This is a genomic window from Rhodococcus sp. 05-2255-1e (assembly GCF_002259025.1).
In the GTDB taxonomy this organism is placed as follows: domain Bacteria; phylum Actinomycetota; class Actinomycetes; order Mycobacteriales; family Mycobacteriaceae; genus Rhodococcoides; species Rhodococcoides fascians.
Genome location: NZ_NOZE01000014.1, coordinates 25,304 through 41,590, shown reverse-complemented (window position 1 = coordinate 41,590; position 16,287 = coordinate 25,304). Strand labels below are relative to the sequence as shown.

Annotated in this window: 13 protein-coding genes; 3 read left to right on the top strand and 10 right to left on the bottom strand. The window is 64.7% G+C overall.

Annotation, left to right across the window (positions count from 1 at the left end; genetic code table 11):
* Nucleotides 1-42 precede the first annotated feature (42 nt).
* Entirely contained in the window at nt 43-3,174 is a 3,132-nt protein-coding gene (locus tag CH262_RS13305; protein ID WP_094717785.1) for an arabinosyltransferase domain-containing protein, read from the bottom strand.
* A 74-nt stretch (nt 3,175-3,248) separates the two neighbouring features.
* Entirely contained in the window at nt 3,249-4,412 is a 1,164-nt protein-coding gene (gene ilvA, locus CH262_RS13300) for a threonine ammonia-lyase (protein WP_217900701.1), read from the bottom strand.
* Between the two features lie 136 nt (nt 4,413-4,548).
* On the opposite strand from ilvA, the gene CH262_RS13295 reads away from it, so the two are divergent.
* Genes CH262_RS13295 through CH262_RS13285 form a run of 3 tightly spaced genes read left to right on the top strand, consistent with a single transcriptional unit; the run spans nt 4,549 to nt 6,433 of the window.
* The gene (locus tag CH262_RS13295) at nt 4,549-5,472 is read left to right on the top strand and encodes a DUF6286 domain-containing Asp23/Gls24 family envelope stress response protein (protein ID WP_179274989.1); all 924 of its coding nucleotides are present in this window, start codon (nt 4,549-4,551) and stop codon (nt 5,470-5,472) included.
* A complete protein-coding gene (locus CH262_RS13290) occupies nt 5,472-6,023 on the top strand; it encodes a hypothetical protein (RefSeq protein ID WP_094717783.1) in 552 nt (183 codons plus the stop codon). The genes CH262_RS13295 and CH262_RS13290 overlap by 1 nt, the downstream gene beginning before the upstream one ends.
* 20 nt (nt 6,024-6,043) lie before the next feature.
* Nucleotides 6,044-6,433: a hypothetical protein gene (locus CH262_RS13285; protein WP_032390551.1), complete on the top strand. Its 390-nt coding sequence runs from the start codon at nt 6,044-6,046 to the stop codon at nt 6,431-6,433.
* A 70-nt stretch (nt 6,434-6,503) separates the two neighbouring features.
* Here CH262_RS13285 and CH262_RS13280 read toward each other — a convergent pair whose 3' ends face one another.
* The 8 genes from CH262_RS13280 to CH262_RS13245 all read right to left on the bottom strand — a co-directional run bounded on the left by CH262_RS13280 (nt 6,504) and on the right by CH262_RS13245 (nt 16,270).
* A complete protein-coding gene (locus CH262_RS13280) occupies nt 6,504-9,029 on the bottom strand; it encodes a polynucleotide kinase-phosphatase (protein WP_094717782.1) in 2,526 nt (841 codons plus the stop codon).
* Complete coding sequence (locus tag CH262_RS13275) at nt 9,026-10,336, bottom strand: 3' terminal RNA ribose 2'-O-methyltransferase Hen1 (protein ID WP_256988786.1); 1,311 nt, start codon at nt 10,334-10,336, stop codon at nt 9,026-9,028. Before CH262_RS13275 ends, CH262_RS13280 begins: the two co-directional genes overlap by 4 nt.
* A 262-nt stretch (nt 10,337-10,598) precedes the next feature.
* On the bottom strand, nt 10,599-11,789 hold the full coding sequence (tuf, locus tag CH262_RS13270) for an elongation factor Tu (RefSeq protein ID WP_032365471.1): 1,191 nt from the start codon (nt 11,787-11,789) through the stop codon (nt 10,599-10,601).
* 102 nt (nt 11,790-11,891) lie between these two features.
* The gene (gene fusA, locus CH262_RS13265; RefSeq protein ID WP_027498159.1) at nt 11,892-13,994 is read right to left on the bottom strand and encodes an elongation factor G; all 2,103 of its coding nucleotides are present in this window, start codon (nt 13,992-13,994) and stop codon (nt 11,892-11,894) included.
* A gap of 95 nt (nt 13,995-14,089) precedes the next feature.
* Complete coding sequence (gene rpsG / locus CH262_RS13260) at nt 14,090-14,560, bottom strand: 30S ribosomal protein S7 (RefSeq protein WP_003941856.1); 471 nt, start codon at nt 14,558-14,560, stop codon at nt 14,090-14,092.
* 1 nt (nt 14,561) lies between these two features.
* On the bottom strand, nt 14,562-14,936 hold the full coding sequence (rpsL, locus tag CH262_RS13255; RefSeq protein ID WP_027498160.1) for a 30S ribosomal protein S12: 375 nt from the start codon (nt 14,934-14,936) through the stop codon (nt 14,562-14,564).
* Nucleotides 14,937-15,212: 276 nt separating this feature from the next.
* Nucleotides 15,213-15,755 (bottom strand): DUF3558 domain-containing protein, encoded by a 543-nt coding sequence (locus CH262_RS13250; protein WP_094717780.1) that lies wholly within the window; start codon nt 15,753-15,755, stop codon nt 15,213-15,215.
* On the bottom strand, nt 15,752-16,270 hold the full coding sequence (locus tag CH262_RS13245) for a DUF3558 domain-containing protein (protein WP_094717779.1): 519 nt from the start codon (nt 16,268-16,270) through the stop codon (nt 15,752-15,754). Before CH262_RS13245 ends, CH262_RS13250 begins: the two co-directional genes overlap by 4 nt.
* Nucleotides 16,271-16,287: the final 17 nt, after the last annotated feature.

Below are 16,287 nucleotides of genomic sequence, written 5' to 3'. Positions count from 1 at the left end.
TTTCTTCCACTGTCGGTATAAGGACTTCCGAACGCGTAGAGATTAACCGGTTTTGATGGGAGCGGGCGTCCACAGGCCGGAACGCTGGATCTCGGTGGCTGTGATCTTCGCCGGCTCAGCCGATCGGTCGTACGGTGTGTACTGCTCGATCGATCCCCAGTCGCGATCCCAGTCCCCGTCCAGGTACGACGGGATGGTGCGGGCCGAGGCAACGACATCGATCCATCCGAGCGGGCCGCCGCCGAAATGGTCCTGCCATGCGTTGGTGATGACGGCACCGCTGCGGTCCGGCAACACCCGGTACTGCGGAACTTCGGCAACCCCGAGTCGGTGATCGAACGGATGCTGACACGGAAAGTTGAAGCCCACCTCCCAGTCCAACAGCACCGGATTCTCGCGCCCGACCACCTCGTTCAACGTCTGGGTACGCGGTACCCGCGGCGGGGTGACCGCGAGCCACTGGTCCGGGTCGCGGTCGGTGTCACTCAGTACCAAACGAATCATGTTGCTGCCGGCGGGAATCAGGTCCATCGGCACCCGCAGGTTGCGCCACGACGGCGTCGGGCCGATGTCGATGGGCGTCACCCGCCCCTGCGCCCGGCCGTCCACTCCGTACTCGAGTTCGAGGTTCTGGCCGTAGGTGACGATGCCGTCGGAGTTCACCGAGCGGATGCGTCCGGCCGCGGCGATCGAGACGAGCTGACCGGGGTCGGCGGGCAGCGCGTACCAGCCGGTGGTCAGGGTGGCGGGAGTGTCCGATCCGAACGACCCCAGTACCGGCACGGTCGCAGGGTCGAGGCCGTACGGCAGTGCACTGCCCCCGGTTCCGGCTCCGGTGGTCGATGTCGGCTGTTGCTGATCCTCGGTGTCGACGGTGTTCGAGGTGCCCGACGCCGAGGATTCCTTGTCTGCGGTGAGGTCCCGCGCAACCCCGTCCGGGGTGAACCCGTCGTTCTCGGCCCCCAGGGCGGCGACGGCGTCGCCGCTGACCGGTTGCAGCACATCGGCATTGGGGTTCGTCTCGAGCAGCACGTCGTTCGCAAGTCCACACGTGTTGCCGGCCAGCGCCGACAGGTTCGATTTCGCGACCGAGTACGACGGCCACTGAGCCACCGCGCCCTTGGCCATCGATGCCACGGCCAGCAGCACCATCAGACCTGCGGCCACGGCGATCGGTGGCACCGACCACCATCGCGCCATCGGCTTGTCGGCGCGGACGTACGGCGCACGCAGATGGAACCACACGGCGGCGAGCAACAGCAGTACCGTCAGGCCGAGGAACATCGTCGAGATACCGAGACCGGCCACGAGAATCGGCTTGTCCCAGAACGGAACTCCCCACGCCGAGACGTACCAGTACCCGTTGGTTCCGGTGAAGGCGACCGCCGTCAGGAACGACACGGCCGCTGCGAACAGCAACCGGTTGCGCCGCGAACGGAGCACCGCTGCGCCGGTTGCCACGGCCGCGAGAACCGCAACCGAGGCCGCGAGCCCGGCGAACACGCCGAAGTGATGCGTCCACTTGGTGGGGGTGATCATCATCAATGCCATGGCCCCGACGGTGATGCCGACGATGCGTCGAGCGGGCCCGGTGGCGGTGCCGGGAATCTTGCCGCCCTTGCGCAGCATCGCGATCACCACCGCGATCAGCGAGACGACCATGACGAACACCCCGAAGCGGCGCGCCAGCGAGCCGTCGATGTCCATGTTCATCAGCCACTGGTAGCGCAGGTACTCCTCGAACCACGCCTGGCTCGGCCCGGCCGCAGTGTGCACCCGCTGCATCTCGAGCATGCCGGCCACGGTCTGATTCCCGAACGCGAAGACGAGTACCACCGTGCCCGACGCCACCAGCGGGGCGAGCAGTGTTGCCGCGCCGAGTGTAGTGCTGCCGAACTCGCGAGCGCGGGCGACGACGATCTGAATCACCGGCCGGGCACCGGCAATCAGTGGCGCGAAACAGATGAAGCCCGACGGTGCGCACGTGACCGTCAACGCGGCGATCAGAATCGCCGCTGCCGCAGGGAGCAGTCGCCGTGTCGCGATGGACCGCTCCACCGAACACCACGTCAGCAACACGCCCAGAGCAACGAACGGCTCCGGGCGCAGACCGTTGTTGTACGGCAACCAGAACGCCAGCATTACCAGCCCGCCGGTCCACAGCGCAGTTTTCGACGCGCGGGCAGCGGCACCGAACCGCGGGATCACCTCACGACTGAGGACGAGCCAGACGACGACGCCGCAGATCAGCGTCGGGATCCGCATCCACACACTGGCCGTCGAGACGTGCGAGAGGAGGGTGAACATGTCGTACAACGGTGTGCCGAACGGTGTTTCGGGCACCCCGAAGTAACGGAAGTAGTTGGCCATGTATCCGGCGTGGTCGGCCGTGCGTGCCATACCCAGTTGATAGCCGTCGTCGGAGGTGTTCGCGCCGATGACGTGCCACACCAGCAAAGTCCCGACCACCACCGCGTCGGCCGGCCCGAAGCTCCACCAGCGGCGCGGCAGGAACCGGCGGGCGCGACGCCCGTCGGACAGATCGAGGCGGTGCAGGGCCACCAGCGAGATTCCTGTGGCGAGCACTCCGACGATCATCGCGAACCACTTGAGCGCGCTGGGCGTGGACGAGAACCTACTGTCCAGCTCGGCCTGCAGCTGCAGACCGGGAACGTTGCCCTGCAGATCGCTGAACACTCCGACCAGCTGGGGCCGCACGTCGCCCTCGCGGGAGACGGTGTCGTCACCGGTCAGTCCGACCGTTGTCGCGGTGCCGTTCGAGGTGATCGTCAGCGAGCAGTCGCCCGCAGTCGATGGGCTCAGTTCCGAGACCGGCTTCTCGAGCAGGACCGAATCGCGCAGCGTCACCTTCAGTTGCGACGCCTCACCGCCGGTCACCTCGGCGACGAGACCGTAGCGATAGGCGTCGGGCGATCCCTTGGGCGAGGTGGACAGCAACAGGCCGCCGTCGGAGAGATCAGCCGCGGCCGCACACGGGACGGTCGCGTCGACGCTGATCGGGGTGTAGCCGACGAGCGGAGCCTCGACATTTCCGACGATCTCGCTCTGCGGCCAGGTCAACGACGACTGTTGTTGTTCGATCGGCAACAGCGGTATCGAGATCGTCAGCAGGATTCCCACCAGTGCGGAAACGATCGCGACGAGCCGTGCCATGCAAACTTCTCCCACCGATGTCCTGGTCCAGGTCGCTGATCAAGGTACCAGTGCGACCTGTGTGAACCCGGCCGTCAGTTCTCGACCTGCACCGCATATCCCGCTGCGCCCAGGGCGTCGAGAACCGTGCCGCGGTGATCGGGTCCACGTGTCTCGACGGTCAACATGACGTCGACTTCCTCGAGACCCAGACGTCCCCCGGTGCGGGAATGCACGACGTCGACGACACTCGCACCGGCGTCGCGCACGACCCCCAGGACGCCGGTGAGTCCGCCCGGCTTGTCCGAAATCGTCACCCGCACGGCCAGATAACGTCCACCGGCCCGAAGCCCGTGGGTGATGACATGAGTGAGTAGCAGTGGATCGATGTTCCCGCCCGACAGCACCGCGCATACCGACCCCGTCAGACCCAATTCCTCGGCCGAGTGCGTCATCAGCGCTGCCACCGCAGCGGCACCCGCTGGTTCGACGATGAGCTTCGCTCGCTCGATGCACAGCACCAAGGCGCGCGACAGCGCGTCCTCACTGACGGTGACGACGTCGTCGACCCAGCCCTGCACATGATCGAACGGCACCGATCCGGGGAGACCGACAGCGATGCCGTCGGCCATCGTCGACATCGACGTCAGCGCGATCGGGTGGCCCGCCTTCAACGACGCCGGCCACGCGGCCGCGCCCTCGGCCTGCACGCCGATGACTCTGACGTCCGGTTTCGTCAGTTTCACCGCTGCGGCGACCCCCGCCAACAGTCCCCCGCCGCCGGTGGGGATCACGATGGTGCCGACGTCCGGCATCTGCTGCAGCAGTTCGGTTCCGAGCGTCGCCTGCCCGGCCACGATATCGAGATGATCGAACGGGTGGATGAGCGTGGCACCGGTACGGTCGGCGAATTCCCGTGCCGACGTCAGAGCCTCGTCGACGGTATTGCCCACCAGATGAACCGTCGCGCCGTACGCCTTGGTGGCGACGAGTTTGGGCAGCGACACTCCGACCGGCATGAACACCGTCGAGGTGATCCCCACCTGCGACGCGGCCCACGCGACACCTTGAGCGTGGTTGCCTGCGCTGGCCGCCACCACGCCTCGGGCTCGCTGGTCGGCGTCGAGTCGGGCGATGCGGTTGTACGCCCCGCGCGGCTTGAACGATCCGGTGCGCTGCAGGTTCTCGCATTTGAGGCGCACCTCGTGACCGGTCAGGTCGGACAGAATCCGTGACGCGACCACCGGCGTCCGGCGCATGACCGGCTCCAGCAACGCCTCGGCCGAGGCAATATCCGACGTGGTCACCCGAACGATTTCCGACACAACCGCAGTATGCCAGGAAGAATTGCGCCGCCGATCCGGCCGAGGTGCACCGCGTCACTACAGTTGTGGAGTGCAACACCACAGTGCCCACGACGAGTCGCGCGGAAGTCTGGAGATCAAACACCGTGCGCTGTCGAGAACGGCCATCGCGGCGGCATCGAAGGACCCTCGGGTCACCCGCACCACCGGCGGCATGTCGCGTTTGACCGGCCGCGAACTTCCCCGAGCCGACGTCACCCTCGGAGAGGACACCGTCTCGGTCAACCTCTACATCGGAGTGCGCTGGCCCTCGCAGATCACCGACGTGACCGAGTCGGTTCACCGCACCGTCGAGGCCGCACTGGCGACGATGACCGGCGTGCACGTGCATCGGGTGAACGTGCTGGTGTCGGACACGGCGCTGGACCGTACGGCGCGCGGTTCTGCTGATGATGTTGCTGCTGGGGTGGTTTCACCTCGACCACCCACGGCCGGTCCCGCGGCGATGCCGGTGGCGCTGGTGTTCGGGTTCGCCCTCCTCGCCGTGGCGTTTGTAGCCGGCCGCGAATTCTTCATCGCTCAGGGACACATCGTCGGCAGCCCATGGATTGCCGATGCCGTGCACTGGGTTTCGCAACTGCACTGGCAGGGGTGGATGATCGCTCCCGCCGTCGGATCGATCGTCGTCGGTGCGCTCTTCGTCTTTGCGGGCGTCAAACCTCGGACGAGAACTCATTCGGGATTGGGCGGCCCGACACCCACCGTCTGGGCCACGCCGACCGACATCGCTCGATTGTGCAGTGCTGCAGCGCAGTCCACCCGCGGAGTCGTGGACGCGCATACCGTCGTCACACGCAGGAAGATCGAGGTCCGGGTGCAGCGAGATCGAGCTGTTTCTCCAAACACTGCCGACGCTGCCGTGCGCGCTGCCCTCGGTCCGTTACTGTCCGTCGCCGCGGGTGGGCGGAGTCTGACGGTGCAGCACTCGGTGTCGCAACCGACACGGGTGTCGTAGTGAAAACCTTTGTCGCAGGGGTGGATCGACTCGTTGCCGTCATCGCGGGAGCCACTCTCCTCGCCGGTGGCGGCTTCGCACTTGCGTGGCACTACGACGTTCCGTGGGCACGGGAGACGCTCTCTCGCTTCGAGCGTGCTCGTATTGCCGAACTGCCGCAGCAAGGTTGGTGGGTACCGACTCTGGCAATCGTCGTCGCGGTGGCCGTCGTCGCGGCGCTGGTGTTGTTGATCGGCAACTTCTCACCACGCACGACCGGAACGGCGAGCGTTATCGAGGAGCCACACTTCTCGGCGCATGTGGACCTGAGTGCGATCGCGTCGGGCGTGGCCGCGGAGTTGGCGCAGTTCCCTGGCGTCAGACGGGCCAGGGGAACTGCCATCGACGACCGAGGTATGCCCACCATCACCGTATCGGTCTATGCTGCAGCCGATTTCGACGTCATCGGCTTCACCGCCGAAGCTGAGTCCCGCGCCGCGTTCGTGGCGCGGTCGCTGGGCGGCGCGGACGTGGCGACACGCGTCCAACTGCACATCGACAAACGGACCTGACGTCACGTTACGGTGGATCCATGACGGCATCGACGCGCAGCAGATTCGAGCGATGGTCCGGCGGAATGCCCCTCTCTGTCCCGGTGGCATTCGGAGCAGTACTGGTGATTGCCGCGTTCGCCTCGAAACTCGGTGACAGTTCCCTCTACTTCTACGTCCCCCTGGTGTTCGCGACGACCGGGACGATGATCTGGCTCAACGCCCGTCGTACCCCCGATCGAACCGGCCTGCTCCACGCCGCTGTCGGATCAGCACTGCTGATCGGATGCGGCATCGTGGTCGCGGTCTGCGGACTTGCCGGAGGCGTGATGCTGGACTCGACCACCTTCTGGGCATCGATAGCGGTGACCGCCGCAATCGCAGCACCGATCGGTGCCGGAATCACTCCGTTTTCATCGCCGCGGGCCTGAGTGCGGCTTCGCCGCAGTGGTGTGGATATGTGCCCCAGATGGCGCATCGCCACACCACTGCCGCAGGCACCTACAACCGCGGGTCAACCGGCTCCGATTCCAGTGCCAGTACCGCGAACACGGCCTGGTGGATGGAAAAGAGCGGCTCACCGCGGATCGACCGGTCCAGTGCCTCCATTCCCAACGCGTATTCGCGCAGAGCCATCGACTGCTTGTGTCCCACGTTTCGGTTACGCAGTGCAGTGAGTCGATTCGGGTCGGTGTAATCCGCACCGTAGATCAGCCGCAGGTACTCCCGGCCACGAACCTTCATGCCGGGCTGCATCTTTCCGCGCGGCATGTTGGCCGCCGGTTTGACGACCATTCCCTCACCGCCCTGTGCCGTCAACTCCTCCCACCATCTCTCCCCTGCCGCAACCGAATCCGACGACGACAGATCGACCTCGATTCGACGCGTCGTCGTGAACAGCTTCGGTGCAGTGGCCACCAGTCGATCGGCCAGTGCAAGGTGCCATTCGTGCGGGCGGTCCGCATACGTGCCGGCGTCGGAGGCCAGCAGCTGGAACGGGGCAAGACTGACGCCTGCCAGTCCATCCGTCGGCCAGCTGTACCGCCGATACGCAGCAGTGAACTCGGCGAGGTTGCGCTGCCGACTCACGTTCCGTTCCTGCAGTTCGGACACGGCCAGGCCGCGCGAGGCCGCCCGAGCGAGCACCGACTCCTCGGCCTCGAGATTCGCCCGGGACACGGCAGCAGGTGCCGCATACTCGGACTTGATCAGGCCCTCCGCCTTGGCAGACCACGGCATCAGTTCGCAGTCGAGAACCAGCCAGTGCGAGGACAATTCGTCCCACACGCCGGCCCCCTCCAGAGCGTCGGCCACCCCGGCGATCAGCACCCCGGCCGACGTCTCGTCGAACACCGGCCGACCGGTCCGCGTGTACGCGGTGCCGAGGACACCGTCGGGAGCGTCGAACTTCGCCCGAGCGATGTCCGTGTCCCGGCACACCACGACGACCACCCGCGAGCCCATGTGCTTCTCCTCGCAGATCACCGTCGACGCACCGAGCGCCCGATACGCGTCGAATGCCTCCGTCGGGTACTCGAGATAACCCTCTCGTTCCGAGGTACGACTCGGTGCCATGGTCGGCGGAAGGTAGTGCAGCCACTGCGGAGCCAAGGCGAACCGGCTCATCACTTCCAATGCGCCCGCGGCATTCTCCGGCCGAATCGACACACGCCCACGCAGCGCAGTCTCCACTCCGGTCGGTCCGATGACGTCCGACAGATCCAGCGACGACGACTCCCGAACGAACCCGCCCAGCGGCCGGGTCGGCTCGTACCAGACCTGCTCCGCCGGCACCGAGACGACCTCACGATCCGGATACCGCAGCGCCGTCAACTTGCCGCCGAAGACACACCCCGTGTCCAGACACGCAGTGTTGTTCTCCCACTGCACCTCCGGCACGGGAGTGTGTCCGTACAGCACAGTCGCCGACCCGCGATAGTCCTGAGCCCACGGATACCTCACCGGCAGCCCGAATTCGTCGGTCTCGCCGGTGGTGTCGCCGTACAGGGCGAAGCTGCGCACTCGGCCCGACGCGCGGTTGTGGTACTTCTCGATCAACCCCGCGTGCGAAACGACGAGTCTTCCGCCGTCGAGCACCAGGTGTGCGACGAGACCGTCACAGAATTCGAGCACCTCGCGGCGGAACTCGTCGGTCTCGCCGTCGAGCTGCTCAAGTGTCTCGGCCAAACCGTGTGAGGCAGTGACCTTCCGACCTCGCAGCGCCTTGACGAGCTTGTTCTCGTGATTGCCCGGAACTGCCAGTGCTGCGCCGTTTGCCACCATCCCCATCACGAGCCGCAGCACACCGACCGAGTCCGGCCCACGGTCGACGTAGTCTCCGACGAACACCGCCGTTCGACCCTCCGGCGGCGTTGCACCGACTGCCTTACCGTCTGCGTCGCGCTCGAGCGTGTAACCCAAAGTCGTGAGCAGGCTTTCGAGCTCCGACAGACATCCGTGAATGTCGCCGACGACATCGAAAGGCCCGGAAAGCTCCCGTCGGTCGCTACGCAGCGGGGTACGAACGAACGTCGCCGACGCCACCGCGTCGACACCGTCGAGGACATGAACCGAGCGAAAGCCTTCTTTGGACAGCCCTCGCATCGAGCGCTGCAACTGGGACTGCTGGCGGCGCAGCACGTCTCGGCCGAACGTCCTGTCGCTGCGGTCCGCGTTGCGCTGTGCGCAGACCGGTTCCGGCACGTCGAGCACGACGGCAACCGGAAGGACATCGTGCTCACGAGCCAAGGCGATCAGGGCCTTGCGAGCCGCCGGTTGCACGTTGGTGGCGTCGACGACGGTGAGCAGACCGGCCCGCAGCCTGGTTGCGACGAGAAATTCCAGGAGCGCGAACGCGTCCTTCGTGGCGCTCTGCAGGTTGGGGTCGTTGCTGACCATCCCTCGACAGGCATCACTCGACACGGTTTCGTACGGGCCGAACCGGTCTGCAGCGAAGGAGGACTTCCCCGATCCACTGATGCCGACGAGGACGACGAGGGACAGGTCCGGAATCTCGAAGGTACTCACTGGGACTGCTCCTCTCTGGTGAATATTGCGATCTGGGTAGGGCTACCGAGCACGTCGTCGACGGGTCCGATGCGGTCGAAGCGAACGGTGTAGGCGTGTGCGTCGGCCACCGACGTTGCCCACTGCTCGAATTGGGCACGGGTGAACTCGAATCGGTGATCGACGTGCCGAAAGGCCCCGGCATCGAGGCCCGGGTACAGCACGTTGTATTCCGAGTTCGGCGTGGTGACGAGCACCGTCCTCGGACGGGCCTCTCGAAAGACCGAGCGCACCAACGCCGGAAGGCGTTCGAGGTCGATGTGCTCGATGACCTCCATGAGCACCATCGCGTCGAATCCCTGCAACCGCACGTCGCGATAGGTCGCCGACGACTGGAGCAGTTCGATGCGTCCACGCTGCCGATCCGACATCTCGTCGAGCCGGAGCCTGCGCTGCGCCTTCGCCAGCGCACGATCACTCACGTCGGCACCGAGTATCCGCTCGATTGAGTTGTGCGCCAGCAACTCACGCAACAGACGACCTTCGCCGCACCCCATGTCGATGACCGACTTCGCACCGGCAGCATCGAGTGCAGCCAGCACCGCGTGTAGTCGCTGCTCGGCCAACGTCGGATCCCGTGGGATGACAACCTCTTCGGGTGCATCGGGGACCAGACGATCGAATGCGGACTCGACGAGCTCCCGGCGGTGCGCAAGATATCGGGCGGCGATCAACGACGACTCCGGGTGATCGCCCAGCCAGTCACCCGCTGCCCGAACGAGTTTGTCCGCCTCGTCCTCACCGACCCAATAGTGCTTGGTGTCGTCGAGCACTGGCAGCAGTACGTACAGGTACCGCAGCGCAGCCGACAGAGTGAAGGTGCCGGTGAGCACCAGATCCACGTATTCGGAGTCGCCCCAGTTCGACTGCGTCGAATCGAGTGGGATCGGAGTGGCTTCGACATTCCATCCGAGGGGACCGAACAGCCGAGGCGCAAGATCTGTCGCACCGCGCGACGGCGCGGCCGGCATCGTGACGATCAAATCGATTGCTGCAGAGACCAATTCGGGTCTTGTGGTACAGACGCCTGCCAGCGTCTGCTTGAACAGGCGAGACAACGCCACAGCAAACCCGGATGCGGCAGGACTCTTGCCGTCTGTGGCGTCGAGCAGTACTGCAAGGGTTGTCCGCTCTGCCGAGACCTCGGGATACAACACCGCGGTCTGGCCCATGGGCAGATTGCGGGTCTGTACGCGATCGGGGTGCTTGTGCAACAAATACCCGATATCGGAGGCGTCCGGGAAATCGGTTGTGGCATTTGCAGTCACGGTCAGTAGCACCGCAGCGACGTTACGGGACAGCCGCGTCCGATGCGTCCCATTTTTCGGTCGTGTACTCCCCTCTACCCGCCGGATCAATGCGACTTTGTTGCAGTCTGAGCGACTGAAACCCACATTGATCCCGACGGGAGGGCCGTCCAACGGGAGGGCCACACAAGGGAGGCCGCACATTGAGGAGGTCGCGTGCACACGCAAAAGCGGCACCCACCAGAAGGTGGGTGCCGCTGTCGTAGAGCTGGGTGAAACTAGATCACTTGATGATCTTCGTGACGCGACCGGCTCCGACGGTACGACCGCCCTCACGGATAGCGAAACGCAGGCCGACGTCCATGGCGACCGGCTGGATCAGCGTGACGGACATCTCGGTGTTGTCACCGGGCATGACCATCTCGGTGCCCTCGGGGAGGGTCACAACGCCCGTAACGTCCGTGGTACGGAAGTAGAACTGCGGGCGGTAGTTGTTGAAGAACGGCGTGTGGCGGCCGCCCTCGTCCTTCGAGAGGATGTAGGCGTTGCCCTCGAACTCCGTGTGGGGAGTCGTGGTGCCGGGCTTGATGATGACCTGTCCACGCTCGACGTCTTCGCGCTTGATGCCACGAACGAGGAGGCCGACGTTGTCGCCTGCCTGGCCCGAGTCGAGCAGCTTGCGGAACATTTCGATGCCGGTGACGGTGGTCTTGGTCGAGCCGGGGCGGATGCCGACGATCTCGACCTCTTCGTTGACGTTGACCGAGCCGCGCTCGATACGTCCGGTGACCACGGTGCCACGACCGGTGATGGTGAAGACGTCCTCGACGGGCATGAGGAACGGCTTGTCGGTCTCACGGACGGGGTCCGGAACCGAGTCGTCGACGGCCTGCATGAGCTCCAGAACCGACTCGCCCCACTTCTCGTCACCCTCGAGTGCCTTGAGTGCGGAGACCTTGATGACCGGTGCGTCCTCGTCGAACTCCTGCGAAGCGAGGAGCTCGCGGACCTCCATCTCGACGAGCTCGATGATCTCGTCGTCGTCGACCATGTCGGCCTTGTTCAGTGCGACCAGGATGTACGGCACGCCGACCTGGCGGGCCAGGAGCACGTGCTCGCGGGTCTGCGGCATCGGGCCATCGGTAGCTGCCACGACCAGGATTGCGCCGTCCATCTGTGCCGCGCCGGTGATCATGTTCTTGATGTAGTCGGCGTGACCCGGTGCATCGACGTGCGCGTAGTGGCGCTTGTCGGTCTGGTACTCGACGTGGGAGATGTTGATCGTGATACCACGAGCCTTCTCCTCCGGAGCCTTGTCGATCTGATCGAAAGCCGAGGCCTCGTTCAGGTCCGGGAACTTGTCGTGCAGAACCTTGGTGATTGCAGCCGTCAGCGTCGTCTTACCGTGGTCAACGTGACCGATGGTGCCGATGTTGACGTGCGGCTTCGTCCGATCGAACTTCGCCTTCGCCACTGTGTGTCCTCCTGGACTGATCTGTGCGCGCCCCTGCGGGGCAAGCACGCGTATGTGTTGTTACTTATTACAGGTCGAGCGTGGTCCAGCAAACGAAGAGAATTACTCTCCGTTGACCTTCGCGATGATTTCCTTCGCTACGTTCGCGGGAACTTCTGCGTACGAATCGAAGACCATGGAGTAGTTAGCGCGGCCCTGCGTCTTCGACCGAAGGTCTCCGATGTAGCCGAACATCTCCGACAGCGGAACCAGTGCCTTGACGATACGGGCACCGCTGCGTTCCTCCATGGCCTGGATCTGACCACGGCGGGAGTTCAGGTCGCCGATGACCTCACCCATGTAATCCTCGGGCGTGATGACCTCGACGGCCATGACGGGTTCGAGGATGACGGGGCTGGCCTTGCGGGCGGCTTCCTTGAACGCTTGTGAGCCGGCGACCTTGAAGGCCATTTCCGACGAGTCGACGTCGTGGTACGCACCGTCGAGCAGTGTGACCTTGACGTTGACCAGGGGGTATCCGGCGAGAACACCGTACTGCATGGCGTCCTGTGCACCGGCGTCGACCGAGGGGATGTACTCCCTGGGCACACGACCACCGCTGACCTTGTTCTCGAACTCGTACGTCGCGCCGTCTTCGCCCTCGAAAGGCTCGAGCTTGATGATGACCTTCGCGAACTGGCCGGAGCCACCGGTCTGCTTCTTGTGCGTGTAGTCGTGCTTCTCGACCGTCTTGCGGATGGTCTCGCGGTACGCAACCTGCGGCTTGCCGACGTTGGCCTCGACCTTGAACTCGCGACGCATACGGTCGACGAGGATGTCGAGGTGGAGCTCGCCCATGCCGCCGATGACGGTCTGGCCGGTGTCCTCGTCCAGCTTCACCGAGAACGTGGGGTCCTCTTCGGCGAGCTTCTGGATGGCTGTTCCCAGCTTCTCCTGGTCGGACTTGGTCTTGGGCTCGATCGAGACCTGGATGACCGGGTCCGGGAAGCTCATGGACTCGAGGATGATCTGGTTCTGCGGATCGCAGAGCGTGTCACCCGTCGTGGTGTCCTTGAGGCCGATGACGGCGTAGATGTGACCGGCAGACGCGGTCGCGATCGCGTTCTCCTTGTTGGAGTGCATCTGGAACAGCTTGCCCAGACGCTCCTTCTTGCCCTTGGTCGAGTTGATGACCTGAGCGCCGGAGTCGACCTTGCCCGAGTACACCCGGACGTAGGTCAGCTTGCCGAAGAAGGGGTGCGTCGCGATCTTGAACGCGAGAGCCGCGAACGGCTCGTCTGCGGACGGCTTGCGAGTGATCTCCTTCTCCTCGTCGCCGACGGCGTGTCCGATGGTCTCGGCAACGTCGAGGGGAGACGGGAGGTAGTCGATGACCGCGTCGAGCATGGGCTGAACGCCCTTGTTCTTGAACGCGGATCCACACAGGATCGGGTACAGCTCGCTGTTGACCGTCATCTTGCGGATGGCGCCCTTGATCTCGTCGATCGTGAGCTCTTCGCCGCCGAAGTGCTTCTCCAGAAGCGCTTCGTCGGACTCGGCCACGGTCTCGAGCAGCTGCGTGCGGTACTCGTCTGCGCGCTCCTTGAGGTTTTCCGGGATCTCCTGGATCTCGTACTTCTCGCCGAGCTTGGTCTCGCCACTCCACACGAGAGCCTTCATCTGCACGAGGTCGATGACGCCCTCGAACTCGTTCTCTGCACCGATGGGCAGCTGGATGACCAGCGGCTTGGCACCGAGACGATCGATGATGGTCTGCACGGTGTAGTAGAAGTCCGCGCCGAGCTTGTCCATCTTGTTGACGAAGCAGATACGCGGCACGTCGTACTTGTCGGCCTGACGCCACACCTGCTCGGACTGCGGCTCGACACCTTCTTTGCCGTCGAACACTGCGACAGCGCCGTCGAGGACGCGGAGCGAACGCTCCACCTCGACGGTGAAGTCGACGTGACCGGGGGTGTCGATGATGTTGATCTGGTTGTCGTTCCAGAAGCACGTCGTGGCAGCAGAGGTGATCGTGATGCCACGCTCCTGCTCCTGCTCCATCCAGTCCATGGTGGCTGCGCCATCGTGAACTTCACCGATCTTGTAGGAGATACCGGTGTAGAAGAGGATGCGTTCGGTAGTGGTGGTCTTGCCGGCATCGATGTGGGCCATGATGCCGATGTTGCGGACCTTGTTGAGGTCGGTCAGCACGTCCTGTGCCACGAGTTAACCCGCCTTGGTGTTGGAAGAGGTATTGCCTGAGCTGATCAACGCTCCGGCGGTATCGGATAGTTCCGAATACCGCCCGAGCGAGGAGATCACCAGCGGTAGTGGGCGAACGCCTTGTTGGCTTCGGCCATCTTGTGAGTGTCTTCGCGGCGCTTCACAGCGGCACCGAGGCCGTTGCTGGCGTCGAGCAACTCGTTCGCCAGACGCTCGACCATGGTCTTCTCGCGACGAGCGCGCGAGAACGTGACCAGCCAGCGCAGTGCCAGCGTGGTGGAGCGGCCGGGACGAACCTCGACGGGCACCTGGTAGGTGGCACCGCCGACGCGTCGGCTGCGAACCTCGAGGGCCGGCTTGACGTTGTCGAGTGCACGCTTGAGCGTGACGACGGGGTCGGTGCCGGTCTTCTCGCGAGCCTGCTCGAGCGCCTGGTAGACGATGCGCTCTGCGGTCGACTTCTTGCCGTCGAGAAGGATCTTGTTGACGAGCTGCGTGACCAACGGCGATCCGTAGACCGGGTCGTTGATCAGCGGCCGCTTGGGTGCTGGGCCCTTGCGTGGCATATCAGCTCTTCTCCTTCTTGGCTCCGTAGCGGCTGCGAGCCTGCTTGCGGTTCTTGACACCCTGGGTGTCGAGCGAGCCGCGGATGATCTTGTAACGCACACCCGGGAGGTCCTTCACACGACCGCCGCGAACGAGCACCATCGAGTGCTCCTGCAGGTTGTGGCCCTCACCGGGGATGTACGCGGTGACCTCTACCGAGGTGGTCAGGCGAACGCGCGCGACCTTACGGAGAGCGGAGTTCGGCTTCTTGGGGGTGGTGGTGTACACGCGAGTGCACACACCACGGCGCTGGGGACTGCCCTTGAGGGCAGCGGTCTTCAGTTTCGCGACCTTGTCGGTGCGACCCTTACGGACCAGCTGGTTGATCGTTGGCATAAACCGGCTTTCTTCGTGTCGATAAACAGGGATCTAGCAGTTGGAGCAAGAGAACACTGCTCCTCACCCATGACGTCTCCGCGGGTCTCTTGCACCCCGCGGTCGGGTGTGTCGCATACCCCCACACGTCCAGCCGGTTGCGCGCTCTCGAGACGAACGTGCGCACGGCTGTACCTCGCATAGGCACACAAACGGTCCGGCCAGGCCGGACACGACCCATAACGATACCCGGCGGCGCGGCCTCGGGTCAAAACACCCTTCGCTCTGATACGCAACCTATCTGCTCAGGTTGAGTGTGAGGTCTGCCAGCTTCGCGGCCGCCTGGCAGGGATCGGGGTGTGCGACGCCCGGACGGTACTGCACCCACCACCCGAAGATGCCCGCCTGGTCCGCTCCGGCCGACACTCCGCACGAGTCCGGGTCGTTCGGGCGTTGAGCCTGTATTGCCTTGCGGCCCTGCACTGTTGTGTCACTGACGGTGTACGTCATCTTCTCGTCGGCCGCCCGCTCGGCGGCCAGGGTGCCGGACTCGAACCAGTTGAACGTCACCTTCACGATGCCCGCGGAACCGATCAGATCCCATCGGCAGATCGCTCCGAAGAAGCCGCGAGCGATCTCGTCGGCTCCGGTGGCATCGGCAATCTGGTCGTCGGAGACGGCATCGCACTCGGTCAACAACTTGGTGAATTCTTGGTTGCCCGATCCGGCGAAGCTCGCCGGCCGCGGCGTGCCCTCGACCGTCTGCGAGCAACCGGCCGCGAGCAGCAGGGTCGCTGCGGCGGCGAAAACCCGTCTCGAAGTACCTGCTCGCGATCTCATTGCTTACGCTCCACGGTGAGCTTCGCCAGTTCGTTCCCGACGTCGCACGGCGGGCGCGCCGGAATCTGCTCGGAGTAGGTGACCGACCAATGGAAGAAGTCGTCGCCGAATTGCACACCGATCTCGCACAACGGGCCCTGCTCGGCTTCGAATCCGGGGTTGCCGACGACGGCGATGTCCTTGGCCGGACGGCCGATCAGTTCGGAACCGGCGCGTTCGCGGCCGATCGGACTGCCGCGGTACCAGGAGAAGCTGACGCTCGGTCCGCTGATGGCCACGGTTTCCCACTGGCAACCGACGGAGTTACGGGTGACTTGGGCAAACGGTCCGGCACCGAACGCGGCCTGCACCTCGGCGTCGCTGATCGATCCGCACTCGCCGAAGAACGGGCCGGGCTCGTACGCGGCCTTGCTAGTCGACGGCTCGGGCGCGGTATCGGCGGCGTCGGTATCCGAGCCACCGCAGCCTGCGATCAGCGCGGCGACCGCGGTGATCACCAGTGTCACTCGCTTCATGCCGTCCTTCGCGTGCT

Coding starts and splice junctions, on each gene's coding strand:
- CH262_RS13305 (WP_094717785.1), bottom strand. CDS start 3,174: ATGGCACGGCTCGTCGCGATCGTTTCCGCACTGGTGGGAATCCTGCTG.
- ilvA (WP_217900701.1), bottom strand. CDS start 4,412: ATGCGCCGGACGCCGGTGGTCGCGTCACGGATTCTGTCCGACCTGACC.
- CH262_RS13285 (WP_032390551.1), top strand. CDS start 6,044: ATGACGGCATCGACGCGCAGCAGATTCGAGCGATGGTCCGGCGGAATG.
- rpsG (WP_003941856.1), bottom strand. CDS start 14,560: ATGCCACGCAAGGGCCCAGCACCCAAGCGGCCGCTGATCAACGACCCG.
- rpsL (WP_027498160.1), bottom strand. CDS start 14,936: ATGCCAACGATCAACCAGCTGGTCCGTAAGGGTCGCACCGACAAGGTC.
- CH262_RS13250 (WP_094717780.1), bottom strand. CDS start 15,755: ATGAGATCGCGAGCAGGTACTTCGAGACGGGTTTTCGCCGCCGCAGCG.
- CH262_RS13245 (WP_094717779.1), bottom strand. CDS start 16,270: ATGAAGCGAGTGACACTGGTGATCACCGCGGTCGCCGCGCTGATCGCA.